The organism is Leifsonia sp. Root4, assembly GCF_001425085.1.
Lineage (GTDB): Bacteria > Actinomycetota > Actinomycetes > Actinomycetales > Microbacteriaceae > Microterricola.
In genome coordinates, this window is the sequence record NZ_LMDN01000004.1 from 125,419 (window position 1) to 147,734 (window position 22,316).

Consider the following 22,316-nt stretch of genomic DNA (forward strand, 5'->3'; position numbering starts at 1 on the left):
AATCGCGGCCGAGGGGCATCACGGCGGGGCTAGTCCCCGCGCCCGCCGAACAGTGCTGCCAGGCTCACCCGGTCGGGCTTGCCGGAGGCGAGTCGGGGCAGCGCGGCGAGCGTGTGCACTGCGCGGGGCCTGGCGGCGTTGCCGAGCGCGGATGCCACGTGCTCGCGCACCGCATCGAGCTCGCTCGCGGCGGCATCCGCAGCAGCAGAGCGCTCGCACGCCACCACGATCGACTGGCCCCACTGCGCATCGTCGACGGCGACGGCCACGGCACTCTCGAAACCGGGCAGCGTGTGCAGCACACGCTCCACCGCGTCGAGCGAGACTTTCTCTCCCCCGCTGATGATCACGTTGTCTGACCGCCCGAGCACGCGGAGGCGTCCGTCGACGATGTCGCCGAGGTCTCCGGTGCGGTACCAGCGCCGACCCTCGCCCTCGACGAAGGCCGCCGCGGTGCGCTCCTCGTCGCCGAGGTAGCCCTCTGCGAGTGTCGGGCCGCCGAGTTCGATCAACCCGCCGGCAATCCGCATCTCGGCGCCGTGCAGCGGCACACCGTCGTAGACGCAGCCGCCCGCCGTTTCGGAGGACCCGTAGGTGCGCGTGACGCGGAGCGCCAGCGCTTCGGCTCGTGCGATCAGCGCGGGGGGTGTCGCCTGGCCGCCGACGAGGATGCGGTCGAATCGGCGTGCGGCGGCCAACACGGCATCGTCACTCTCCGCGGCCTCGATCACGCGGGCGAGCTGCACCGGAACGAGCGAGACGAAACGCAGCGGCGCATCGAGGCGTGCGGCGTATTCGGCGAACAGCCGCGGGTCGAAATGGCCGCCCGGCAGGATCACCGGCTCCGTCCCGGCGGCGATCGACCGCACGAGCACCTGAGCGCCGGCAATGTAGTGGGTGGGCAGGGCGAGCAGCCACTGTCCCGCCCCGCCGAGGGCCGCTGCGGATGCCGCGGCCGAGGCCAGCAGAGCATCCGTGCTGAGCGCCACCCGCTTCGGTGCTCCGGTGGAGCCGGAGGTCTCGATCACGAGGGCGACCCTCGTCGGCACCGTCTCGCCGCTGGTTTCGACAGGCTCAACCAACGGGTGCGGCTCAACCAGCGCGCCGCGAAGCGGTGCGAAAGGCGACAGCCCCAAGTCCGGAAGACTCGGCGACCCTGCGCGATGCTTGTCGGTGTCAGCGGATGTTCCGAGGGGCAGCACCGCCGGCCCCGCACCGGAGAGCGCGGCGCGCAGCGCCTGCAGCACCTCGAGCGCCGAACCGCCGTCGATCGCGCGCAGTGGCCTGGTCATCGGGTCGCCGCCTAGAACTGCCAGGGGTACGGTGACCAGTCGGGTTCCCGCTTCTCGAGGAATGAGTCCCGCCCCTCGACGGCCTCATCGGTTCCGTAGGCCAGGCGCGTGGCCTCGCCGGCGAAGACCTGCTGGCCGACAAGGCCGTCGTCGACCGCGTTGAACGCGAACTTCAGCATGCGAATGGCCGTCGGTGACTTGGTGAGGATCTCGCGCGCCCACTCGAGCGCGACGACCTCGAGCTCGGCGTGGGGAACGACGGCGTTCACCGCGCCCATCTCGTACGCGCGTTGCGCCGAGTACTCGCGGGCGAGGAAGAACACCTCGCGGGCCGCCTTCTGGCCGATCTGGCGGGCGAAGTACGCGCTGCCGTAGCCGGCGTCGAAGCTGCCGACGTCGGCATCCGTCTGCTTGAACTTGCCGTGCTCCTCACTGGCGATGGTGAGGTCGCAGACGACGTGGAGCGAGTGCCCGCCGCCGGCGGCCCAGCCGGGCACGACGGCGATGACGACCTTGGGCATGAAGCGGATGAGGCGCTGCACCTCGAGGATGTGCAGACGGCCCAGACTGGTGGGCGCAGACACCCCCGGTTCCTGAGCTTGTCGAAGGGCGCCCTCCGCGTACTTGTAGCCGTCGCGGCCACGGATGCGTTGGTCGCCGCCGGAGCAGAAGGCCCAACCCCCGTCTTTCGGGCTCGGCCCGTTGCCGGTGAGCAGCACGACTCCGATGCGCGGATTGATGCGCGCGTCTTCGAGGGCGGCGTAGAGCTCATCGACGGTGCGCGGCCGGAACGCGTTGCGCACCTCCGGTCGGTTGAACGCGACGCGCGCGACGCGCCCGTCGGTGCTGTGGTGGTAGGTGATGTCGCTCAGCGCCTCAAACCCGGCAACCTCGCTCCACTCGCTCGCGTCGAAGATCTCGGAAACCGGGGCAGTCATGCTCCCAGCCTATGACCGCGGTGCAAGACTATGCACATGACCCTGTCGCCGCTGCCGGAGCTCGCCGAGATTCTCACCCATGCGCGAGTGGTGACGCTGCCCATGGTCACTCGCTTCCGCGGCATCACCGTGCGCGAAGCTGTGTTGCTCGAGGGCCCGGAGGGCTGGACCGAGTTCTCGCCCTTCGTTGAGTACGACGACGCCGAAGCCGCCAACTGGCTGCGCGCCGCCATCGACTTCGGCTGGCAGCCGACCCCGCCCGTGTTCCGCTCGAGCATTCCCGTGAACGCGACGATCCCCGGCGTCGACCCCGTCGAGGTGGGCGACATCCTGGCGCGCTTTCCCGGATGCCGCACGGCAAAGGTCAAGGTGGCCGCGAGCGACCAGACCCTCGCGGCCGACGTGGCCCGCGTGCGGGCGACCAGGGAGGCGCTCGGCCCTGAGGGGCGGATCCGCATCGATGCCAACGGCGGCTGGAACGTCGACGAGGCCGAGCATGCGCTGCACGCCCTCGCCGAGTTCGACCTCGAGTACGCCGAACAGCCATGCGCGACGGTCGAGGAACTCGCCGAGATCCGCCGACGCACCGCTTACATGGGCATCCCGATCGCGGCGGACGAGAGTGTGCGCCGCGCGGAGGACCCGCTCGCGGTCGCCGCGGCCGGGGCCGCCGATCTGCTCGTGATCAAGGCGCAGCCGCTCGGCGGCATCCGCCGGGCCATCTCCATCGTCGAGCGGGCTGGACTGCCCGTCGTCGTCTCGAGCGCCCTCGACACCTCGATCGGGCTGAGCATGGGTGCCCACCTCGCCGCCAGCATTCCCGAACTGGAATACGACTGCGGGCTCGGCACGGCCTCGCTGCTCGCCGCGGATGTCACGCTGGATCCGCTGCTCGCCGACGACGGTGCGATCGCCGTGCGACGGGTGCAGCCGGACGCCGCGCTGCTCGGCCGGTACGCCGCGGCACCGGCCCGGCGCGACTGGTGGATCGCCCGCGTCGCCCGCGCGTACACGCAGCTGGAGCGCGAGCGCGCCCTGTAGCCGAGCCGATCGGCCCGATCGGGCGAGGCGCTCAGGGCTTCGGGGGCGGCCTCGTTCCTCGGCTGCTCCCTCGAGCCGGCGTGGACGGCCGGCCCGAGCGGCGGCCTAGAGGCCGGAGTACGCGTGCAGTCCCTTGAAGAAGAGGTTGACGACCGAGTAGTTGAACAGGATCGCCGTGAAGCCGATGATCGAGAGCCACGCCGAGCGGGAGCCGCGCCATCCGCGGGTCGCGCGGGCGTGGATGTAGCCGGCGTAGATGACCCAGATGATGAACGACCAGACTTCCTTGGTGTCCCAACCCCAGTAGCGCCCCCAGGCGGCCTCGGCCCAGACGGCACCGGCCATCACGGTGAAGGTCCACAGGATGAAGCCGACGATGTTGACGCGGTAGGCGAGGCTCTCCAGCTTGTCGGCGGACGGCAGCGTTCCCAGGAAGCGGGTGGCCTTGGAGCGGGCGCCCTCCGCCTGTGCTTCTCGCCGGGCCTGCATGAGCTGAACGACGGAGAGCCCGAAGCCGAGGGCCATGAAGCCGGTTGCCGATGACGCCACGAAGACGTGGATGATCAGCCAGGCCGACTGCAGCGACGGCGGAAGCGGAACGACGCTCACGTAGAAGTTGACGGTGGCGAGCCCGAGCAGCACGAGCACCATGCCGGTGACGAAGGTGCCGAGGAAGCGCAGATCGAACTTGATGTTCACGATCAGGAAGACGGTGACCATGACCAGGGTGCCCGTCATGGCGAACTCGTACATGTTGGCCCACGGCACACGCCCAGCTGCGACGCCGCGCAGCACATCCGCGGTGAGGTGCAGCAGCCAAGCCACAACCGTGAGCGCCATGGCGACCCGCAGAATGGGCGAGCGGCCATAATCGACGCTGCCGAGGCCGACGCGCTTGGCGGCGGCCGACGGTGCGGCCGGAGCCGTCAACACGGTGGTCGAACCGGCCCCGGATGCCACGGCTCCCGCTGCGCTTCCGGTTGCCGTCCCGGCTGCCAGCGCCGCCGCTTCGGCGGCCGCGGCATCCTGCACGGCGCCGACGACGGCCGAGCGCTTGGCCAGGTCGATCGCGAAGGCGATGAAAGCCAGCGCGTACACGGCCATGGCCGAGTAGAGCGCGATGATGGAGAGTTCGTCAAATGCCACGGAGTCAGCCTAGATCGCTTGGCTCGTCAGTGCGAGCAGTCGGGGTTGCGGAGGGGGATGTCGCCGGCTTGGCGGGAGCCTCGGCCATGGTGGCCTCGTGCTTCTCGGCGATGGTCGCGACGGCCTCGTCGAGGCTTGGGTCTTCGCCACGGGCCAGGCCTGCGTACTCGAGTCGCAGCGAGCCGTCGCTCTCTTCGATGGCCTTCACCCAGATGCGGCGGCGGGGCACGAACAGCGAGGTGGCGAGGCCGAGCAGCACGAGCACGGCGAAGAGCGCCACCCAGAACTGCGTCGGGTCACGGTGGATGTCGAAGGAGGCGAAGCGGTGCACGCTGTGCGAGTAGTCGGTGACCTCCTCGCCGGCGGCCGGCGCGTTCGGGTCGACGTTGTCGAAACTCACGGTTCCGAGGCCGTTGGGCAGTTCGGCGCTCTGGCCGGGCATCAGCTCGATCGAGGCCACCCCGGTGTGTCCACGGGTGAGCTTCGTCATGGAATCGGTGTCGAGCGTGTAGACCGAGGTGGGCGTGCCGTCGTTGATGCCGAGGTCGCCGGAGTACACGTCGAGCGTGAGCATCGGGAACTCGAGGTCGGGATAGCTCGAGTAGTACGGCGGCTCGCTGTTGGCCTGCGTCGGGTAGAAGAAGCCGATCATGCCGATCTGCTCGCTCAGGCCGTCCGGCACCTTGACGACACCGAGCGAGGTGAGCTGGGCGTCCTGTGGCAGGAATGGGATCGAGTCGGTGAAGACCACGTCTCCGTCGGGGTTCTTCACCGTGATCGTCGGCGCGTAGCCGTTACCGAGCAGGTAGACGTCGGTGCCGCCGGTGCGCAGCGGCGCGTTCACCTTCACCTGCTCCTGCGTCGGCTCCTGGCCGACGTGCTCGACGGTGACGTTCGCCGCGAAGTCGGTCGGCTGCCCGAAGGCATCCTGGTTCTCGGTCTCGTAGACGACGTCGAAGCTGTCGAGTGTCAGTTTGTACGGGTCGAGGGAGTCCGGGTCGAAGAAGCGCCCGGGGTTGAAGGAGTCGAAGGCGAGCAGCGTGTTGACGAAGGTCTGCCCCTCCACGATCACGCGCTGCCCGGCGAATCCGAAACCGCCACCGAATCCGACGGTCACGAGCACCCCGACGAGGGCGGAGTGGAAGACGAGGTTGCCGGTCTCCCGCAGGTAGCCGCGCTCGGCCGAGACCGAGAACTCGCGCTTGCCGCCGACCGTTCCGCTGTAGAGCGCGGTGCGGTAGCCGGCGGATTTCAGCTGGGTGCGGGCCGCGTCAATGGCGGATGCCGCATCGGCCTGCTCCGCGGGAACCGTGCGTGCGGTGAAACCGGCCAGACGCGACAGCCGCACCGGCGTCTTCGGTGGCAGGGCGCGCAGCGCCTGGAAGTGGTGTTTGGTGCGCGGGATGACGCAGCCGATGAGCGAGATGAACAGCAGCAGGTAGATGCTCGAGAACCAGGCAGAGCTGTACACGTCGAACGCCTGCAGCTTGTCGAGGAACGGCGCGAGGTCCGGGTTCTCGATGAAGTACTGGGTGACGCCGTTCGGGTCGCTCGAGCGCTGCGGCACGAGACTGCCTGGCACGGCCGCGATGGCGAGCAGCAGCAGGAGGAATAGTGCGGTGCGCATGCTCGTGAGCTGGCGCCAGAACCAGCGCAGCCAGCCGACGAAGCCGAGCTGGGGCTGGTTGATCTCGTCGGGGGCCCGGTTCGGGGCACCCGCGTCAACGTAGTCAGATGGCCGGGACAAAGCCGAGGATCCCTCCTTGTAGCTGGTAGATCCAGAGGGTCCAGAGACCCGAGACCATGAGAACGCCGATCAGAATGAGCAGCGCGCCGCCGATGATGTTCACGGCACGAATATGCCGTCTGAAGAATGCAACCGATCCGGTGACCCAGCTGAGGCCGAGCGTGACGAGCAGGAACGGCACGCCGAGGCCGATGCAATAGGCCAGGCCGAGGATGGCGCCGCGCCCGGCGGAATCGGAATCAAGGCTCAAGCTCAGCACGACGGCGAGCGTCGGGCCGATGCAGGGCGTCCAGCCGAGCCCGAAGATGAGTCCGAGCAGCGGGGCGCCGGCAATGCCGGTCACGGGCTTCCACGACGGCTTGATGGTGCGCTGCAGAAACGTGAACTGACCGATGAAGACGAGGCCCATCAGGATGACGAAGACGCCAAGCACCTGGATGATCACCGTCTCGTAGGTCTTCAGCCACACGCCCAGCGCCCCGAACAGTGCGCCGTAGAGCACGAAAACGAGTGTGAATCCGGCAACGAAGAGCGATACACCCAGGAGCAGGCGACGGCGGACGGCACGCGCCTCTGCCTTGTCGTTCGGGATCTCCGAGAGGCCGCCGATGTAGCCGAGGTATCCCGGCACCAGCGGCAGGACACACGGCGAGAGGAAGGAGACGAGCCCGGCCAGCACGGCGATGGGGATCGCAAGCAGCAGTTGGCCGCTGAGGACGATCTCGCCCACGGGTTACTCGGCCTCGGCGACGGTGTCGCGCACGAGAGTGCGCAGAATCGACTCGTCCTTGATCTGGCCGAGGATGCGCGCGGCCACGCGCCCCTCCTGGTCGAGAACAAGGGTGGTCGGTACGGCGTTCGGCGGCACCTCGTTGCCGAAGGCCTGCTGCATGCCGCCATTGTTGATGTCGGCGACAGAGGGGTAGCTGATGCCGTAGCTCTCTTCGAATGCACGCGCGGTGTCGACCTGGTCGCGCACGTTCACGCCGAGCAGGCTGGCACCCTCGCCCGCGAAGTCCTGGTTGACGGCCTCCAGCGTCGGCGCCTCGGCGCGGCACGGAGCACAGCTGGCGTACCAGAAGTTCACAACGAGCACCTGGCCGCGGTAGTCCTCAGACGACACCGTGTCGCCGTCGAAGGTCTCGGCCTCGAAGCTGATCGATTCGCCGCGGTTCTCGAGCGCGATCTCCTTCACGACACCGGTGCCGGAGATGTAGTTCTTGTTGCTGCCCTCGCGGTACTGCTCGGCCAGAGGGTCGTTGGCGCAGCCGGCCAGCAGGGCGACAGAGATCGCGACGGCGACCGCTTTTGCTGGTCTTGTAGCGAGGAACGAGCGTATCGAGACCTGCTCACGAGGTCTCGATACGGCGCTGGCGCGCCTACTCGACCAACGACTGATGCCCATCACACGGCTCCCAGGTCCACGGCGTTCGCCGAGATCGATGCGGCCGGCTCTGTGTAGCCGGTCTCCACGAAGGTGCCACCGAAGCGGCTGAAGCTGGTGATGCTGGAGAGTGCGCAGCGTCGCTGCCGCGGGTCGTGCCAGAGGCGGTCGCCCGCCAGGAAACTGTGGGTGATCCAGATGGGCAACTGGTGGCTGACCAGCACGATGTCGCCTTCGCTGCCGTCATCCAGAAGCGGCGCGGTCTCCCACGCGTCGTTCATGGCCGCGATCATGCGAGCGGCGATCGAGCGGTATGCCTCGCCCCAGCTCGGGCGCATCGGGTTGGCGAGCGCCGGCCAGTTGGCGGGGTGCTTCAGCGCTTCCCGCATCCGCTTGCCCTCGAAGTGGTTGGCGGGTTCGATGATGCGCGGCTCGAGCTGCACGGGCAGCTGCAGGGCGGCGGCGATCGGCGCGGCCGATTCCTGCGTGCGCTGCAACGGCGAGGCGTACAGGGCCGAGTAGCGGATGCCGCGGCCGGCCAGATCGGCGGCTGCTGCCTCGGCCATCTGCTGGCCGAGTTCCGAGAGATGGTAGCCGGGAAGGCGCCCGTAAAGAACGCGCTCGGGATTGTGCACCTCTCCGTGTCGGACGAGGTGAAGCTGTCTGGCTACCACAGGCTCCAGTCTACGGAGCTGCTTGCTGTGAATCTGCCGCGTCTAGCGGGCACGGTGACCGCATGATCACTGCTGCTACGCGCCGAAGTTCGCGGCCGGCGCCGCAAAGTCTGTGACGCCGGCGTCGGGCGACGTGCTCCAGACGATCACCGAAAGCGCCGCCGGTTCATAGTCCGGGCTCGTCGAGGTCTCAACGGGCTGCTCCTCGAGCAAGAACATCTGGATCTCGGCACCCGTTCCCGTGTCGACCCAGTTGCGGTACGCAAGCGCCTCGACCTCCGTCAGTGGCATTCCGACGCGCACGCCGTCTGTGGTCCGAATCGTGATGCCGTTGCTCTCGGCGACGCTGACTTGTACCGTGAAGTTCGGGAAATCCGGGTGGACCGTTGCGGCCGTCCGATCGCGCAATTCGAACCCTGACCACTCCGAGATGACGGAGTTTGATTCGGGGTGGTTGGTCGATCCGAACGGCGCTTCGACCGGCGCCACACCGAAGGCCGCGGTCAGCGCTGCGATGGCCGGAGCCGCGTCCTCGTCGAAGTAGCCGAACTCGGAGATGGCTGCACCGTCCTCCCCCACGATCGTGATCCCGTCGACCGAGACCTCGATACTCGCGGCCTCGGCCGGGGCTTCCGCGCTCGCCTCTGGAGATGCGCTCGACTCGGGAGATGTAATCGGTGAGGAGCTCGGCTCGCTCGTGGCGGGCGGCGAACTCGGCGCCGTGCACGCCGTCAGCGACAGCGCCAACGCGGAAATGCACGCCGGAATCAGTCCCGATCGTTTCATGGCGTCAGATTAGCGTCGCGTCATCCGTTTTGTCTCGCCCTCAGAGCTGAGGGCGGTTGGCACTCAGGGAGGGCAGAGGAGCGAAGGTAGGATTGTCCGCGTGACTTCTCGTGTATTGATCAAGGACCTTTCCGCCCTGGCCGACGGCCCCGTTACGGTTTCGGGTTGGGTCGATACCGTGCGCGACCAGAAGAAGGTGCAGTTCATCGTGCTGCGCGACGAGTCGGGCGCGGCCCAGCTCGTGAACCCGGCGCTGCGCGCGCTGCCCGTGACGGATGCCGAAGCCGGCACCGTTGCGCTGGAAGGCGATGAGCTCGCAGCTGCCGAGGCCCGCCTCGCCACGACCGAGGCCATCTCGGCGCTCGCGCACGGCTCCTTCATCACCGTGACCGGTGAGCTGAAGAAGGACGAGCGGGTCAAGCTCGGCGGCCTCGAGGTCAAGATGGCGACTCTCACCGTTGTCAGCGAGGCGATTCCCGAGACGCCCATCGCCACCGACTCCGGCCTCGACAAGCGCATGGACTGGCGCTTCCTCGACCTGCGCCACCCGAAGCAGAACCTGATCTTCCGTATTCAGACCACCTTCCTGCACGCGCTGCGCAGCTACTGGGTCGAGCGTGACTTCATCGAGATCCAGACGCCCAAGCTCATGGCCAGCGCCAGCGAGTCGCGTGCGGAGCTGTTCGAGGTCGAGTACTTCGAGGGCAAGGCGTACCTCGCCCAGAGCCCGCAGTTCTACAAGCAGATGGCCCAGTCCGCCGGCTTCGGCAAGATCTTCGAGGTCGGCCCCGCCTTCCGCGCCGACCACTCCTTCACCAGCCGCCACGCCACCGAGTTCACCAGCATCGACACCGAGATCAGCTGGATCGAGAGCCACGAAGACGTGATGAAGCTGCACGAGGAGCTGCTCGTCGCCGGTTTCACAGCCGTCAAGGCCAAGCACGGCGCCGAGATCAAGGAACTCTTCGACGTCGAGGTGACCGTCCCGTCCACGCCGTTCCCCCGCATCCCCCTGGCCGAGGCCAAGGAGATCGTCAAGGAGCGCGGCTACGAGATCCCCCGCGCCGACGACGACATGGACCCGGAGGGCGAGCGCCAGATCTCGGCCTACGTCGCCGAGAAGTTCGGCCACGAGTTCGTCTTCATCACCGACTACGCGTCGAGCATCCGCCCGTTCTACCACATGCGCCACGAGGGCGACCCGAGCCTGACCAACAGCTACGACCTGCTGTTCAACGGCACCGAGATCTCCACCGGCGCGCAGCGCGAGCACCGCATCGACGTGCTTGTCGCCCAGGCCGAAGACAAGGGCATGGACCCGGAGGAGCTCGGCACCTACCTCGACTTCTTCCGCTACGGCGTTCCCGCCCACGGTGGATTCGGCATGGGTCTGGCCCGCGTGCTGATGCTCCTGCTGCACGAGTCGTCGATCCGCGAGGTCACCTACCTCTTCCGCGGCCCGACGCGCCTGGAGCCGTAACACGCGCCGCAACGCAGATACGAGAATGGCCGGCATCCAGAGGGATGCCGGCCATTCTCATGTAGTCCGCTGGTTGAGCTTGCCCCGTTGGTTGAGCTTCGAAACCGAGCCAGCATCGGTCGCCGTTCTTGAGCTTGCCTGAGTTGAGGCTGCCGCCTTTCGCGACGCTGCGCGTCGCGCTGGTTGAGCTTGCCCCGTTGGTTGAGCTTGTCGAAACCGAGCCAGCATCGGTCGCCGTTCTTGAGCTTGCCTGAGTTGAGGCTGCCGCCTTTCGCGACGCTGCGCGTCGCGCTACGCGTCAAGCAGCGCGTAACCGGCCTCGTCGATCGCGGCGGCGACGGCGTCCGCAGCCAGCGGCGCCGCACTCTGAACGGTGACGGTCGAGACACCGCCCTTGACGAGCGCGACGTCGACGCCGGTCACACCCTCGATGGCGCTGAGCTCGTTCGTGACGCTGCCGACGCAGTGGCCGCACGTCATGCCGGTCACGTGGAGCTCGGTCGTGGTGGCGGGGGTTGGGGCGGCAGTTGCATTAGTCATGGTTTGATAGTACCCCTAGGGGGTATGGGTTCGCAAGCACGGCCTCCTCCGTGCCGGCCAGGACGCCTAGGCTCGAAGGGTGAGCGAACCGAGTCAAATGATCAGCATTCCCGGCGGCACGTTCCGGATGGGCTCCGCCGACTTCTATGCGGAAGAGGGACCGGTGCACGAGCGCACGGTCGCGCCGTTCGAGCTCGATCTGCACCCGGTGACCAATGAACAGTTCGCCGCCTTTGTCGCCGCGACGGGCTACGTGACCGTCGCCGAACGCCCGCTCGATCCGGCCGACTTCCCCGGCGCCGACATCAGCGACTTCTCGCCGGGCGGCCTCGTCTTCACGCCGACACCCGGCCCGGTCGACCTGCGCGACTGGCGGCAGTGGTGGGCCTGGGGCGAGGGCGCCAGCTGGCGCCGCCCCTTCGGCGCCGGATCATCGATCGAGGGGCGCGAACGGCACCCCGTCGTGCAGGTCTCGTTCGAGGACGCCAACGCCTACGCGGCGTGGGCGGGCAAGCGCCTGCCCAGCGAGGTCGAGTGGGAGTTCGCGGCCCGCGGCGGCCTCGACGGCGCAACCTACGCCTGGGGCGAGGAACTGCGGCCGGGCGGCGTGCTCATGGCCGACACCTGGCAGGGAGCGTTCCCCTACGACAACACCGGTGCAGCCGGTTGGGTCGGCACAGCGCCCGTCGGCACCTTCGCGCCGAACGGCTACGGGCTGCTCGACTGCATCGGCAACGTCTGGGAGTGGACGAGCGACTTCTACTCGGCCCGGCACGTGGTGCCGGCCACTGCGCGACCGAATCTGCTGGCGGCGCCGAGTGCCGACGCGGCGTCCGCCCCGGATGCCGCAGGCGGCTGCGGCGACGCGTGCAGCTGCGGCCCGAGCGATTCCGGCCGCACCTCGGCCGCCGAGCAGGCGGCGGCCGCGGCATCCGCCGAGCCCGGCTCGGCGATCCCCCGGCGCGTGCTGAAGGGTGGCTCTCACCTGTGCGCACCGGAGTACTGCCTGCGCTACCGCCCGGCGGCCCGCTCACCGCAGGCCGAGGACACGGCGACCACCCACATCGGTTTCAGGTGCGCGCGCTGAAAAACGCGCGCGATGCGAAGCGTCGCGAAAGGCGGCAGCCGACCCCAAGGAAATCTCGGGAACCGTCAGCGATGCTTGGCAGCCATCCGCCAATACCCACGCTGGCTCGAGGGAGCAGCCGAGGAACGAGGCCGCCCCCGAAGCCGAGTACCGGGCGTGACCCGGGCGCAGCGACTGCCGGGCAACCGCGCTCGCAGACCCCGCCCCCGAAGCCGAGTACCGGGCGTGACCCGGGCGCAGCGACTGCCGGGCAACCGCGCTCGCAGACCCGCTCAGGGCTTCGCGTGCGTCGCTGCTCCTTCGTCGCGGCGCCGCTCGCTCAAGCCAGCGTGGATTCTCCGCTCGGTGAGCCTCGTGGGTTCTCCGCTCGGTGATCCTGTCGAAACCGTACCGCCCGATGACCCACGCTGGCTCGAGGGAGCAGCCGAGGAACGAGGCCGCCCCCGAAGCCGAGTACCGGGCGTGACCCGGGCGCAGCGACTGCCGGGCAACCGCGCTCGCAGACCCGCTCAGGGCTTCGCGTGCGTCGCTGCTCCTTCGTCGCGGCGTCGCTCGCTCAAGCCAGCGTGGGTTCTCCGCTCGGTGAGCCTCGTGGGTTCTCCGCTAGTTGAGCCTGTCGAAACCGTACCGCCCGATGACCCACGCTGGCTCGAGGGAGCAGCCGAGGAACGAGGCCGCCCCCGAAGCCGAGTCCCGGGCGTGGCCCGGGCGCAGCGACTGCCGGGCAACCGCGCTCGCAGACCCGCTCAGGGCTTCGCGGGCGTCGCTGCTCCTTCGTCGCGGCACCGCTCGCTCAAGCCGGCGTGGAAGTGAGCGTGCCCCGACGCGTACTGCGTGGAGTGCGGAGCGTTCAGAGTGAGCGAGGCCGCTACGAGGCCGGCGCCGTGTCGCCGCTGAGCGCCCGCAGATTCGTCGCCCGCTTGTCCGGCTCCAGCAGCAGCGCCCGCACCAGCAGCGTCAGCGGGATGCAGAGGATCGCGCCGATCGGGCCGATCACGAGCGCCCAGAACAGCACGCTGAAGAAGGTCAGCGTCATGCTCAGCCCGACGGCGTCGCTGACGAACTTGGGCTGCACCATCACCTGCAGCACGACGTTCACCACGCTGTACGCGGCGATCACCAGCAGCGCGAGCGGCCAGCCGCCGATCACCAGTGCGAAGATTGCCGGCGGGATCACGCCGATCACGAAGCCGATGTTCGGGATGAAGTTCGTCACGAACGCCAGCACCGCCCAGACGATCGGAACGGGGATCCCGAGCGCCCACAGGATGAGTCCGTCGACCACCGCGACGAGCAGTCCGAAGCTCGCGTTGACGACGTAGTAGCGCCGCACACCGCTGAAGTAACGGGTGGCGATGACCGCGGGGCGCGGTGCGAACGCCTGCCCGCGGCGGCCGAGCGATGCGGCATCCGCCGCCATGAAGATCACGTAGGCCAGCACGAAGAAGAACGCCGTCGCGAGGCCGAGCACCGAGTCGGCGACCGAATACGCTGCGCTGACCAACACCTCGGGGGTCAGCCAGGTGAACGCACCTGCTGCCGTCTCGGGGTGGAAGCCCAGCGAGCCGAGAGCCGCGACGAGATTGTCGACGACGGCGGCGAACTCGTCGGCGTAGTCGGGCAACATCGTGATGAATTGGGTGGATGCCACGACGAGCAGTGCGCCGAGCGCCGCCAGGATGGCGAAGCTCACGGCGATCACGACGGTCGTCGCGGCCCAGGCGGGCCATCCCCGCCGTTCGAGCGGGCGCCGCACGGGGTGCGCGATGATCACGACGACGGCGGCCACCGCGACGGGGGCGAGCACGTCCTTCGCCAGCTATACGCCCACGAGCGCGACAACGGCCGCCGCGATGGTGATGAGCATGCGCGTTCCGGGCGCGAGCCCGACTGTGCCGTTGTCAGTGCCAGTTGCGGCCATTTAGAAGCTTCCGATCCCCTTGCCAATCATGACCACGCCGATCACCAGCAACAACACTGCCATCACCGTGGCGTTGTTCTGCACCAACCACACGCGCAGGCTTTCGAGCGGGGCCGCCATCTTCGACGAGGCAAGCAGGTAGGCGATCACCGGAATGGCCACGGTTGAGGCGGCGATCAGCACGAAGATCCCCACCGCCAGCACGATCTCGCCGCCGCTCAGCTCGGAGTCGCCGACGATCACACCGGCACCGGCCGCCATCAGCAGGTTCTTCGGGTTCACGGCCGAGAGCAGGAAGCCGAGGATCATCCCTCGCCCTGCCGTCATCGTGTCGATGGCCGACATCCACTTCGGCAGCGCCGCCGCCTCACCGGTCGCCGGCCGGCTGCGCCACTGCTTGACAGCCATGAACAGCAGGAGCGCGCCCAAGGCGATCTTGATCCAGCCGGCTATCGGCGAGGACGCATCGGGGTCCTTCTCGGGCAGCACACTGGAGAGCGCCGTGAACACGCTGATCGCGACGACGATTCCGAGCACCCAGCCGATCAGGAAGCCGACGCTCGTTCCGCGTGCCTTCGGCGACAGCAGCATCAGGATCGCCGCGATGATCGGGATCGGGCTGATCGCGACTCCGAGCGCGAGTGGAAGGATGTCGCCGATTACCGAACCCATTGTGTTCCCCCTTGGCGCCGACGGCGCATCAGTGTTGTGAAGCCGACGGACCGACTGGTGCCGTCATGGTACTGCCGACGATGATCATCGGTGGCTGTCTGGTCACCATGAGCCGGCGAAGCGGGGGCGCTCATTGCTTCGCCGATTCCAGCGCAGCGATCGCGGCGCGGTTGGTGTCGAAGATGCGGGCGTCACCCAGCAGGTCGAGCTGCCGGAGCCTGGAGAGGGCCGGCAGCCGCACCCGGCTGAAACTGAGCTCGATCTGCTTGCTGTCGAGCCAGTCGTGCAGGCTGGCGAACGCCTCGGCCGCGGTCACGTCGATGTCGGTCACGGCCTCCATGTCGACAACGAGGTGACGCACGCTCCCCTCAGGGACGGCGTGGATGGCGCGTTTGACGGCATCGCTGAAGACGGTTCCATTGGCGAAGAACAGCGGTGCGGCCAGACGCACGACGATCACGCCCTTCGCCGTCGTCTCGCCGAGTGGCACATCGCCGAGCAGCGACTCCGACGGGTCGTCGTTCGCGGCGAGCACGTCGATCGCCGGGTTCGACGCCCGCTTGGCGAGGTTGATCAGCGCGAGCACGAAGGCGACGAGGATGCCGGGGATCGAGCCGACGAAGAGTGTGACGAGGAAGCAGACGGCTCCGATGATGAACTCGAAGCGATCCGTGCGCCAGAGCATCCGGAAGTCGCGGATGCCGAGCAGCGGGAGGATCGCCATGGCCACGATCGCGCCGATCGCCGGCGAGGGGATGTCTTCGAGCAGCGCCGTGCCGAAGACGAGCAGCAGCAACGTTCCGGCCGCCATGACGAGGCTCGGCAGCTGGGTGCGCGATCCGGCCTGGTCCATCGCCGCGGTGCGCGAGGTGGAGGAGCCGACCGAGAAGCCGCCGCTCGCACCGGCGGCGAGGTTGCCGAGACCGAAGGCGAAGAGGTCGCGGTTCGGGCTGGTCGGGTAACCGCGCTTCTCGCCGTACGACCGGGAGACCAGCAGACCTTCGGCCGTCGTGATCATCGTCAGCGCGATCGCCGAGGGGATCAGCGCACCCCACATGCTCCACGAGATGACGGGCCACGTGAGCGTCGGCGGTCCGGCCTCCACGGCGCCGAGCACCGCGACGCCGGCCTCCTCAAGCCCGGTGGTCGCCATGACGATCGTGCCGAGCACGAGCACGACGAGCGCCCACGGCACGGCCCTGGCGAAGCGTTTGCCGAGCTGCAGGATCAGGATCGAGAGCACGGCGATCAGCGCAGACCACCAGCCGATGTCTCCCAGGCCGCCGATCAGGCCGCTCATCTTCTCGATGAACTCGCCGCCGGAGTTGATCGAGATCCCGAGCATTTTCGCGACCTGGCTCACCAGGATGTCGAGCGCGAGGCCGCCGACGAAGCCGACGAGGATCGGCTTGGAGAGGAAGTTCGCCAGGAACCCCAGCTTGAACACGGCGGCCGCGATGAACATCACGCCACAGAGGATCGCCTGCGCCAGCGCCAGCGTGAGGTAGTCGGCGCTGCCGGCCACGGCGAGCCCGCCGATCGAGGAGGCAACCAGGGCGGCCGCGGCGGCATCCGGTGAGGCGACAACCTGCCGGGACGAGACCGCGATGGCGTAGACGATCGCCGGCAGCACGAGCGCGTAGAGTCCGGCCGTCGGCGGCAGCCCGGCGATCTGCGCGTAACCGATGTTCAGCGGAACGGCGATGGCCAACAGCGTGACGCCCGCGACCACCTCGCGGAGTGCGTTCTTCGCGGTCAGGCCTGCGAGTGGCCTCTGCATCCGCGCTCGCTTCGCCGTTGCACCGGGCATCTCATCCTCCTCCGAGCGGGGCGCTGAGCGCCTTCTGCAGCTGCATCGCACCGATCAACAGGAGCAGGCTTGCGTTCACCGTACTGCTGGGACCGGCGATCCCCGTGCGCACACGCCTCAGCACGGCATCCGCCGCCCGAGCTGCAGTGCCGTCACGCTCACGGCTCCTCCGCCGTGGTGAGCGGCGGGTTCGGCAGCGCCGAAGTGACGCTCGCCAGAAGCCTGTTCTCGGCGCACACCGCCGCCAACGCCACCACAACGGCCGAACGCACGGCCACTCCGTGCAGCGGGTGATGCCAGAACTGCACCCGCGCCGTGATCCGCTGTGGGCTGATGGCCGTGATGAGCGTGTGCGCCGGTTCCCTGCTGTGCACGCCATCGAGGGAGGAGACCGTGGCAACGAACAACTCGCCGATGCGCTCGGGCGGCAGCGTGCCTGCGCCGACGCGCACCTCGACCTCGCTGCGCCTGGCACCCGCCTGCGAGTTGTTGACGAGCGGGTCCTGCAGCAGCAGCCCATTCGGCACATGCACGGTGCGGCCGTCGACGGTGCGCAGCACGACCGTGCGCCCGTTCAGTTCGAGCACGGTGCCGACATAGTCGCCGGCCTCGATCTCGTCGCCGGGCTTGAGCGGATGCCGTGACTGCAGCACGACGCCGGCCGCGAAGTTGTTCGCGACACCGCGCAGCGCGATCACCAGGATGACCCCGACGATGATGGCGATCGCAATCAGCGGCTGCACCGACGCACCGAGGAAGCTGAGTCCGATGCCGATGCCGAGCAGGATCACGACGTACTTCGCGATGCGGGCGATCAGCAGCCCGACGGCCGGCGACACCCCCGGCGTGCGCGCGAGCACCGCCACCACACCGCGCTTGACGAAGATCGACGCGACCCAGCCGGCGAGACCGACGAGCACGGCGATCAGCAGGTCCCAGCCGGTGATGTCCCCGGAGGCGAAGAAGTCACTCAGAGCGCTGCCGTCCATCCCGCTACCTCATCCCCGACTCGACGTCGTCGAACGCCCGGCCGCCGGCCTCGAGCCCGCTGAACCAGCTCGTACGCCTGGCGATCAGGAGCGCGGCATCCGGCACGGCGGCGATGCGCAGCTGCACGCCCTGCGTGGCCAACTCGCGGTCGAGGTCGGCGAGCGTGTCGAGCACGGTGACCGAGGTCGTCGCCATCCGGCCGAGATCGAGGACGACCACACTCGGCCGGTCCGTGCCGCCACCGGCGCTCTCGACGGCGGCGAGCACAGCCTGCTCCGTCTCCAGCACGTTCGCGGTGTACAGCGGCCCGCCGACGGTGATGGCGAGCACAGGGCCGCGTCGCTCCCCCACCGTGACCCTGACCTTGCTCAACTCGGTGAGGATCAGCAGCAGCGTCAAGGCGACGCCGACGGCGACGGCCGCGAGCAGGCCGGCGGTGAGGCCGACGACGGCGGTCGCGATGGCCGTCCAGAAGTCGGGCCGATTGACCCGCCGCAGCCGCAGCAGCGCCGGCACGTCGATGAGACCGACGACGGCGACGAACACCATCGCCGCGAGCGTCGCCTCCGGCATCAGGCTCAGCACCGGCCCGAGGAACAGCGCGACGAGCACCGCGAAGGCCACGGTGACCAGCGTCGACAGCTGGGAGCGCGCCCCCGCCGAGAGGTTCACGGCGCTCTGCGAGAAGCCACCGGCGGCCGGGAGCGCGGTGAAGAACGACCCGGCGATGCTCGCCGCCGAGGTGGCCAGCAGCTCCTGGTTGCTGTCGATCTGCTTCTCGCCGGGGGCACGGATGCCGCGGGCCACCGCCGCAGACTCGAGGAACGCCATGACGGCGATGGCGAGCGCGCCGGGGATCAGGTCGACGACGTCATCGAGCGCCGGCAGGCTCGGCATCGGGAGGCCCTGCGGCACCGGCGCGATCACCGCAACGCCCGCCTCCTGCAAACCGGCGAAGGCGACGAGCAGAATGCCGGCCGCCACGACGATGAGGGGCCCGGGAATGCGCGGAGCGAAGCGCTTGAGCCCGAGCAGCACCGCGATCGAGCACACGGAGAGCACCAGCGTCGGAACATTCACCGACGGCAGCGCCTCGATCACGGCGTTGATGGAGCGGATGAAGCCATGACCGGTGAAGTTGCTGTCGACTCCGAGCAGCGTCGGCAGCTGCCCGACGGCGACGGTCGCCCCCACCCCGATCTGGATGCCGAGGATCGTGGACTTGTTGATGTTCTCGACGATCGCGCCCAGCCGCACCAGGCGGGCCAGGAGCAGGATCACGCCGACGAGCAGTGTGAGCGTGGTCAGATCGCGCACGGCATCGTCGGAGCCGGCGGCCACCCCGGCGCTCACGAGTGTGGTCGCGGTGAGGGTGGCGATCGTCGACGTGGTCGAGACGCTCATGGCGCGCGAGCCGCCGAGCAGTGCGTACACGAGCATCGGCACCATGCAGCTGTACAGGCCGATCTGCACGGGCAGACTGGCGATCGTGGCGTAGGCCATGCCCTGTGGCACGACGACCGCCCCGGCGGCGAGACCGGCGAGCACATCCGGCCCGAGCCATTCGCGCCGGTAACCATGCAGTGTCGGGGCGAACCAGTCCCGCCGTTTCGTCACGGAGGGCCGCGGCGTGGATGCCGATGTCACGGTGTGTCGGGGCCCCGTCACGCGGTGTCCGCAGCGCCCTGCGGCACGAACACGCTCGACCAGTCGTCGCACACGCTGACGACAGTGAAATCGTGGTCAGAGGCTGCGGCCAGCGCGATCTCCGCTCCGGCATCGTAAGGCGCGTCGCCGCGGCCTGAGTCATCGTCGTGGTGGATCAGCAGGGCGAGCGAGTCCGGGCTGCCCTGGGTGTACCGCAGCATCTCGATGTCCCCGTTGGAGTTGCCCGCGGCGAAGATCGGACGCCGGCCGATGCGCGACCAGATGCGCACGGGCTTCATCGGGCCGTCGTCCATGAAGTCGAATGTGCTCCCGTAGCGCACCTCTGCGCTGTCCGCGTCGTAACTCAGGCCGACCGCGGAGCCGATGACCCGCTCCGGCGGGATGCCGTAGTACTCGCCGGTGATCGGGCGCATGAAGTCGCGGTCACCGCCGGAGACGATGTAGCAGCTGAAACCATGCGCCTCCAGGTAGCGCAGCAACTCCACCATGGGCTGGTAGACCGCGTCGCGGTATGGCGTGCCCAGGGTCATGTGCTGTGCGCTGCGATAGAACTCGGCGACGGACTTCTCGTAGTCGAGCACGTTCATGTCGGCGGTCGAGGCGAGGATCGCCCCGATCATCAGCTTCAGATCGCGGTCGTCGCCGGCATAGTGCTTGGTGACCGCTCCGCCCAGCCAGGCGAAGTCGCCATTGACCGCGGCCGCGTACGGCTGGCGCTCGGCCAGTGTTGGGTCGGCTGCGGCCGCCGCAGCCCACTGCTGCACGATGTAGTGCAGCTGCGTCGGCATCGGCTTCTCGGTCCACAGGGTGCCGTCGTTGTCGAAGACCGCCACCCTCTCCGCGGCGGGCACCGTCCCGTCTCCCTCACCGCACACGCGCTCGACGAAGTCGATGATCCGCGCTCTGGTCTCTGTTTCGGCCCACGAGGGCAGCACCCCGGTCATATCTCCCCCACCACATCGCGCGGTCTGTGTGCGAGCCGTTCCGCGTCGCCGTTCCGACGCCGTCAGCGCGGCGCACTGCTCGCAAATCTAGACCGGGCCGCTCATGGCTCGCTAGAGCCATCGGCGAAAATGTGGGCGTGTGAATCGGTTCGCACCCGGGCACGTGACGGTGGCGCGACGCGCGAAACTCCTCGACTTACTAGCGTTGGCTGGGAAAACGGCGCTAGCGTGTTCACAGCGACCTCCCATCTGGGTTGTCGACAAGCAATGAGGGGAATCAAATGAGCATCTGGGAAAACTTCTGGAACGTACTGTGGGCGATGTTCTGGGTATTCGCGTTCGTCGCCTACCTGTTCGCGATCTTCGCGATCATCGGTGACCTGTTCCGCGACCACAAGCTCAACGGCTGGTTGAAGGCGCTCTGGATCATCTTCTTGATCTTCGTGCCGTTCCTCACCGCCCTGGTCTACCTGATCGCCCGCGGCAAGAGCATGGCCGAGCGCCAGGCCAAGGACATCGAGGCCGCCCAGAAGGCGAGCGAGCAGTACATCAAGCAGGTCGCTTCCAGCTCGACTCCCGCCGAGGAGATCCACAAGGCCAAGGCGCTTCTCGACTCCGGCGCCATCACGCCCGCCGAGTTCGAGGCGCTGAAGACCAAGGCACTCGCTTAAACATCTAAACATCGCTTTCGACAACACAGAACGCGCATGCTCCCAGCTGGGGGCATGCGCGTTCTTCGTGTCTGACGTGCGTGGCTAGAGGGCGGCGAGCTCGAAGTCGACGCAGCTGCGCTCGGCCACCAGGCCGCGGATGACGCCGGTCACCGCGACGTGCGCCGGGTGCACCTGGTACGCCGCCAGTGCGGCCTCGTCGGCGTAGTCGGCGATCAGCACGACATCCCAGTTCGTCTCGGGGCCGATCGTGTTGATCCCGACGTCGAGCGCGCTCATGCCGCTGATCTGGCCGCGGAGGGACTCCAGCCCGGCCTTGATCTCGGCGGCCTGCGCGGCCTTCAGCGCTGGGTCGCTCTCGGCGAGCCTCCACGATACGACGTGACGAATGGTCATTGTGCCTCCAAGATGGCCGTCTTCAGACGCACCGGGTCGATGCGCCAATAGTTGTGCACCGCGCCGTTGATCAGCACGACGGGGATCTCTTCGACGAATCGCTCGTGCAACGCGGCATCGTCGAGGATCGATTTCTCCTCGAACACGACCACGGGGTCGGATGCCGAGGCGGCGAACTCGGCCAGGACCGCGCTCACCACGTCTCTGGCATCGTCGCAGAGGTGGCATCCGGGCTTGCCGATGAGTGTCAGAACGGGAACGGTCACCGATCAAGCCTAGGCCTCACCGCTTGAGGCACAGCCCCGTCGGTTGAGCCTGCGCCGCCCTGAGCCCATCGAAGGGTCGAAACCGGCTTAACAGCAATAAGCGCTAGACCCAGGGGTCTAGCGCTCGCTGCCTGTTGAACTCACCGCAGAATCACGGCGAGCTCTCCGGCTTACTTCTTGTTGCGACGCTGGTGGCGAGTCTTACGAAGCAACTTACGGTGCTTCTTCTTCGCCATACGCTTGCGGCGCTTCTTAATTACAGAACCCACACAAACCTCACAAGATTTTGGATGACTGCGAATGCAGCCGACACGAAGTGCCCAGTCTACCGGATTCGGCGGCGTTCTCTCACCGATTGTTCACGCGCTGTCTGCGACGTGGTGTTTCACGACGTCTTCGACGGCTGATTCGGGCACGCGAAACGAGCGTCCGAAGCGGATCGCGGGCAGTTCTCCCGCGTGAACAAGGCGGTAGACCGTCATTTTGGACACGCGCATCATCGCCGCGACTTCGGCCACGGTCAAAAAGCGCACATCGGAAAGATCACGGGCCATGATTCCTCGTTCGTCCCCCAGGCGGGCTCCCGGGTGAGCCCTCGCGCACTCTGCTCGTGTGACGGGTGTGACTCGAGTGACGCGTGCGCGTGACGAAACTATAGGCCCCGGCCCCCACGATGTCTAGGGCTAGGGCGGGATACGAAGCGTTGCGACAGGCTTGCCGCGCCAGCGGCAAGAAGGGCGGCAGCCCAAACCCAGGCAATCTCCGTCAGAGTTGCCGGTTCACGTCGGGGTTTCGACAGGCTCAACAAGCGGAGCTGTTTCGACAGGCTCAACAAGCGGAGCTGTTTCGACAGGCTCAACCAG

At 68.0% G+C, this 22,316-nt stretch carries 24 protein-coding genes; 5 read left to right on the forward strand and 19 right to left on the reverse strand.

The genetic code is table 11. The features are described 5' to 3' along the window. Positions 1-29 precede the first annotated feature (29 nt). Positions 30-1,292, reverse strand: a complete 1,263-nt coding sequence (locus ASC66_RS13880; protein ID WP_082492350.1) for an AMP-binding protein — start codon at positions 1,290-1,292, stop codon at positions 30-32. A gap of 11 nt (positions 1,293-1,303) precedes the next feature. Next, entirely contained in the window at positions 1,304-2,230 is a 927-nt protein-coding gene (locus ASC66_RS13885) for a 1,4-dihydroxy-2-naphthoyl-CoA synthase (protein WP_055840695.1), read from the reverse strand. Positions 2,231-2,266: 36 nt separating this feature from the next. Between ASC66_RS13885 and ASC66_RS13890 the strand changes: the two genes are divergently transcribed. Further along, the gene (locus ASC66_RS13890; RefSeq protein ID WP_157509806.1) at positions 2,267-3,271 is read left to right on the forward strand and encodes an o-succinylbenzoate synthase; all 1,005 of its coding nucleotides are present in this window, start codon (positions 2,267-2,269) and stop codon (positions 3,269-3,271) included. Between the two features lie 105 nt (positions 3,272-3,376). Here the strand turns inward: ASC66_RS13890 and ccsB are convergent, their stop codons facing one another. From ccsB to ASC66_RS13920, 6 genes are all read right to left on the reverse strand, one after another. After that, on the reverse strand, positions 3,377-4,375 hold the full coding sequence (ccsB, locus tag ASC66_RS13895) for a c-type cytochrome biogenesis protein CcsB (RefSeq protein WP_082492401.1): 999 nt from the start codon (positions 4,373-4,375) through the stop codon (positions 3,377-3,379). A 46-nt stretch (positions 4,376-4,421) separates the two neighbouring features. Next, entirely contained in the window at positions 4,422-6,164 is a 1,743-nt protein-coding gene (gene resB, locus ASC66_RS13900) for a cytochrome c biogenesis protein ResB (protein ID WP_055840705.1), read from the reverse strand. Next, entirely contained in the window at positions 6,148-6,894 is a 747-nt protein-coding gene (locus ASC66_RS13905; protein ID WP_055840708.1) for a cytochrome c biogenesis CcdA family protein, read from the reverse strand. Before ASC66_RS13905 ends, resB begins: the two co-directional genes overlap by 17 nt. Before the next feature lie 3 nt (positions 6,895-6,897). Beyond that, the gene (locus ASC66_RS13910) at positions 6,898-7,569 is read right to left on the reverse strand and encodes a redoxin domain-containing protein (RefSeq protein WP_055840710.1); all 672 of its coding nucleotides are present in this window, start codon (positions 7,567-7,569) and stop codon (positions 6,898-6,900) included. Next, positions 7,569-8,222: a histidine phosphatase family protein gene (locus tag ASC66_RS13915; RefSeq protein WP_055840714.1), complete on the reverse strand. Its 654-nt coding sequence runs from the start codon at positions 8,220-8,222 to the stop codon at positions 7,569-7,571. Before ASC66_RS13915 ends, ASC66_RS13910 begins: the two co-directional genes overlap by 1 nt. A 75-nt stretch (positions 8,223-8,297) precedes the next feature. Continuing rightward, positions 8,298-8,801 carry a hypothetical protein gene (locus tag ASC66_RS13920; protein ID WP_055840716.1) on the reverse strand — a complete coding sequence of 168 codons (504 nt, stop codon included), beginning with the start codon at positions 8,799-8,801 and terminating at the stop codon, positions 8,298-8,300. Between ASC66_RS13920 and ASC66_RS13925 the strand changes: the two genes are divergently transcribed. Beyond that, the gene (locus ASC66_RS13925) at positions 8,779-9,021 is read left to right on the forward strand and encodes a hypothetical protein (RefSeq protein WP_157509807.1); all 243 of its coding nucleotides are present in this window, start codon (positions 8,779-8,781) and stop codon (positions 9,019-9,021) included. The two genes, ASC66_RS13920 and ASC66_RS13925, sit on opposite strands and share 23 nt — an antisense overlap. An 87-nt stretch (positions 9,022-9,108) precedes the next feature. Beyond that, positions 9,109-10,488 (forward strand): aspartate--tRNA(Asn) ligase, encoded by a 1,380-nt coding sequence (aspS, locus tag ASC66_RS13930; protein ID WP_082492351.1) that lies wholly within the window; start codon positions 9,109-9,111, stop codon positions 10,486-10,488. Positions 10,489-10,779: 291 nt separating this feature from the next. Here aspS and ASC66_RS13935 read toward each other — a convergent pair whose 3' ends face one another. Then, positions 10,780-11,028, reverse strand: a complete 249-nt coding sequence (locus tag ASC66_RS13935) for a heavy-metal-associated domain-containing protein (protein ID WP_055840726.1) — start codon at positions 11,026-11,028, stop codon at positions 10,780-10,782. Between the two features lie 97 nt (positions 11,029-11,125). Between ASC66_RS13935 and ASC66_RS13940 the strand changes: the two genes are divergently transcribed. Further along, on the forward strand, positions 11,126-12,115 hold the full coding sequence (locus ASC66_RS13940) for a formylglycine-generating enzyme family protein (RefSeq protein ID WP_055840729.1): 990 nt from the start codon (positions 11,126-11,128) through the stop codon (positions 12,113-12,115). An 868-nt stretch (positions 12,116-12,983) separates the two neighbouring features. Here ASC66_RS13940 and ASC66_RS13945 read toward each other — a convergent pair. The 6 genes from ASC66_RS13945 to ASC66_RS13970 all read right to left on the reverse strand — a co-directional run bounded on the left by ASC66_RS13945 (position 12,984) and on the right by ASC66_RS13970 (position 20,120). Next, positions 12,984-13,922 (reverse strand): AI-2E family transporter, encoded by a 939-nt coding sequence (locus tag ASC66_RS13945; RefSeq protein WP_162243514.1) that lies wholly within the window; start codon positions 13,920-13,922, stop codon positions 12,984-12,986. Positions 13,923-14,036: 114 nt separating this feature from the next. Further along, positions 14,037-14,708, reverse strand: a complete 672-nt coding sequence (locus ASC66_RS13950) for a GAP family protein (RefSeq protein ID WP_055840732.1) — start codon at positions 14,706-14,708, stop codon at positions 14,037-14,039. 130 nt (positions 14,709-14,838) lie between these two features. Further along, on the reverse strand, positions 14,839-16,518 hold the full coding sequence (locus tag ASC66_RS13955; protein ID WP_235496931.1) for a SulP family inorganic anion transporter: 1,680 nt from the start codon (positions 16,516-16,518) through the stop codon (positions 14,839-14,841). Between the two features lie 158 nt (positions 16,519-16,676). Beyond that, positions 16,677-17,507 (reverse strand): mechanosensitive ion channel family protein, encoded by an 831-nt coding sequence (locus tag ASC66_RS13960; RefSeq protein WP_055840736.1) that lies wholly within the window; start codon positions 17,505-17,507, stop codon positions 16,677-16,679. Positions 17,508-17,511: 4 nt separating this feature from the next. Beyond that, positions 17,512-19,125, reverse strand: a complete 1,614-nt coding sequence (locus ASC66_RS13965) for a SulP family inorganic anion transporter (protein ID WP_055840739.1) — start codon at positions 19,123-19,125, stop codon at positions 17,512-17,514. 47 nt (positions 19,126-19,172) lie between these two features. After that, a complete protein-coding gene (locus ASC66_RS13970) occupies positions 19,173-20,120 on the reverse strand; it encodes an HAD family hydrolase (RefSeq protein ID WP_055840742.1) in 948 nt (315 codons plus the stop codon). A 281-nt stretch (positions 20,121-20,401) separates the two neighbouring features. On the opposite strand from ASC66_RS13970, the gene ASC66_RS13975 reads away from it, so the two are divergent. Then, entirely contained in the window at positions 20,402-20,791 is a 390-nt protein-coding gene (locus ASC66_RS13975) for an SHOCT domain-containing protein (protein WP_055840745.1), read from the forward strand. An 84-nt stretch (positions 20,792-20,875) separates the two neighbouring features. Here ASC66_RS13975 and ASC66_RS13980 read toward each other — a convergent pair whose 3' ends face one another. The 4 genes from ASC66_RS13980 to ASC66_RS13990 all read right to left on the reverse strand — a co-directional run bounded on the left by ASC66_RS13980 (position 20,876) and on the right by ASC66_RS13990 (position 22,007). Next, on the reverse strand, positions 20,876-21,187 hold the full coding sequence (locus ASC66_RS13980; protein ID WP_055840748.1) for a Dabb family protein: 312 nt from the start codon (positions 21,185-21,187) through the stop codon (positions 20,876-20,878). Then, complete coding sequence (locus ASC66_RS13985; RefSeq protein WP_055840751.1) at positions 21,184-21,453, reverse strand: glutaredoxin family protein; 270 nt, start codon at positions 21,451-21,453, stop codon at positions 21,184-21,186. The genes ASC66_RS13980 and ASC66_RS13985 overlap by 4 nt, the downstream gene beginning before the upstream one ends. A 170-nt stretch (positions 21,454-21,623) precedes the next feature. After that, positions 21,624-21,722: a 30S ribosomal protein bS22 gene (locus ASC66_RS17885; RefSeq protein WP_003792170.1), complete on the reverse strand. Its 99-nt coding sequence runs from the start codon at positions 21,720-21,722 to the stop codon at positions 21,624-21,626. Positions 21,723-21,812: 90 nt separating this feature from the next. Further along, positions 21,813-22,007, reverse strand: a complete 195-nt coding sequence (locus ASC66_RS13990) for a helix-turn-helix domain-containing protein (RefSeq protein WP_055840752.1) — start codon at positions 22,005-22,007, stop codon at positions 21,813-21,815. Between the last annotated feature and the right edge of the window lie 309 nt (positions 22,008-22,316).

Bases quoted from the DNA above. Each gene is read 5' to 3' on its own strand.
- ASC66_RS13880 (WP_082492350.1), bottom strand. From the start codon at position 1,292: ATGACCAGGCCACTGCGCGCGATCGACGGCGGTTCGGCGCTCGAGGTG.
- ASC66_RS13885 (WP_055840695.1), bottom strand. From the start codon at position 2,230: ATGACTGCCCCGGTTTCCGAGATCTTCGACGCGAGCGAGTGGAGCGAG.
- ASC66_RS13890 (WP_157509806.1), top strand. From the start codon at position 2,267: ATGACCCTGTCGCCGCTGCCGGAGCTCGCCGAGATTCTCACCCATGCG.
- ccsB (WP_082492401.1), bottom strand. From the start codon at position 4,375: ATGGCCGTGTACGCGCTGGCTTTCATCGCCTTCGCGATCGACCTGGCC.
- ASC66_RS13910 (WP_055840710.1), bottom strand. From the start codon at position 7,569: ATGGGCATCAGTCGTTGGTCGAGTAGGCGCGCCAGCGCCGTATCGAGA.
- ASC66_RS13925 (WP_157509807.1), top strand. From the start codon at position 8,779: ATGGCTGCACCGTCCTCCCCCACGATCGTGATCCCGTCGACCGAGACC.
- ASC66_RS13935 (WP_055840726.1), bottom strand. From the start codon at position 11,028: ATGACTAATGCAACTGCCGCCCCAACCCCCGCCACCACGACCGAGCTC.
- ASC66_RS13940 (WP_055840729.1), top strand. From the start codon at position 11,126: ATGATCAGCATTCCCGGCGGCACGTTCCGGATGGGCTCCGCCGACTTC.
- ASC66_RS13950 (WP_055840732.1), bottom strand. From the start codon at position 14,708: ATGGGTTCGGTAATCGGCGACATCCTTCCACTCGCGCTCGGAGTCGCG.
- ASC66_RS13955 (WP_235496931.1), bottom strand. From the start codon at position 16,518: ATGCCCGGTGCAACGGCGAAGCGAGCGCGGATGCAGAGGCCACTCGCA.
- ASC66_RS13960 (WP_055840736.1), bottom strand. From the start codon at position 17,507: ATGGACGGCAGCGCTCTGAGTGACTTCTTCGCCTCCGGGGACATCACC.
- ASC66_RS13970 (WP_055840742.1), bottom strand. From the start codon at position 20,120: ATGACCGGGGTGCTGCCCTCGTGGGCCGAAACAGAGACCAGAGCGCGG.
- ASC66_RS13975 (WP_055840745.1), top strand. From the start codon at position 20,402: ATGAGCATCTGGGAAAACTTCTGGAACGTACTGTGGGCGATGTTCTGG.
- ASC66_RS13980 (WP_055840748.1), bottom strand. From the start codon at position 21,187: ATGACCATTCGTCACGTCGTATCGTGGAGGCTCGCCGAGAGCGACCCA.
- ASC66_RS13990 (WP_055840752.1), bottom strand. From the start codon at position 22,007: ATGGCCCGTGATCTTTCCGATGTGCGCTTTTTGACCGTGGCCGAAGTC.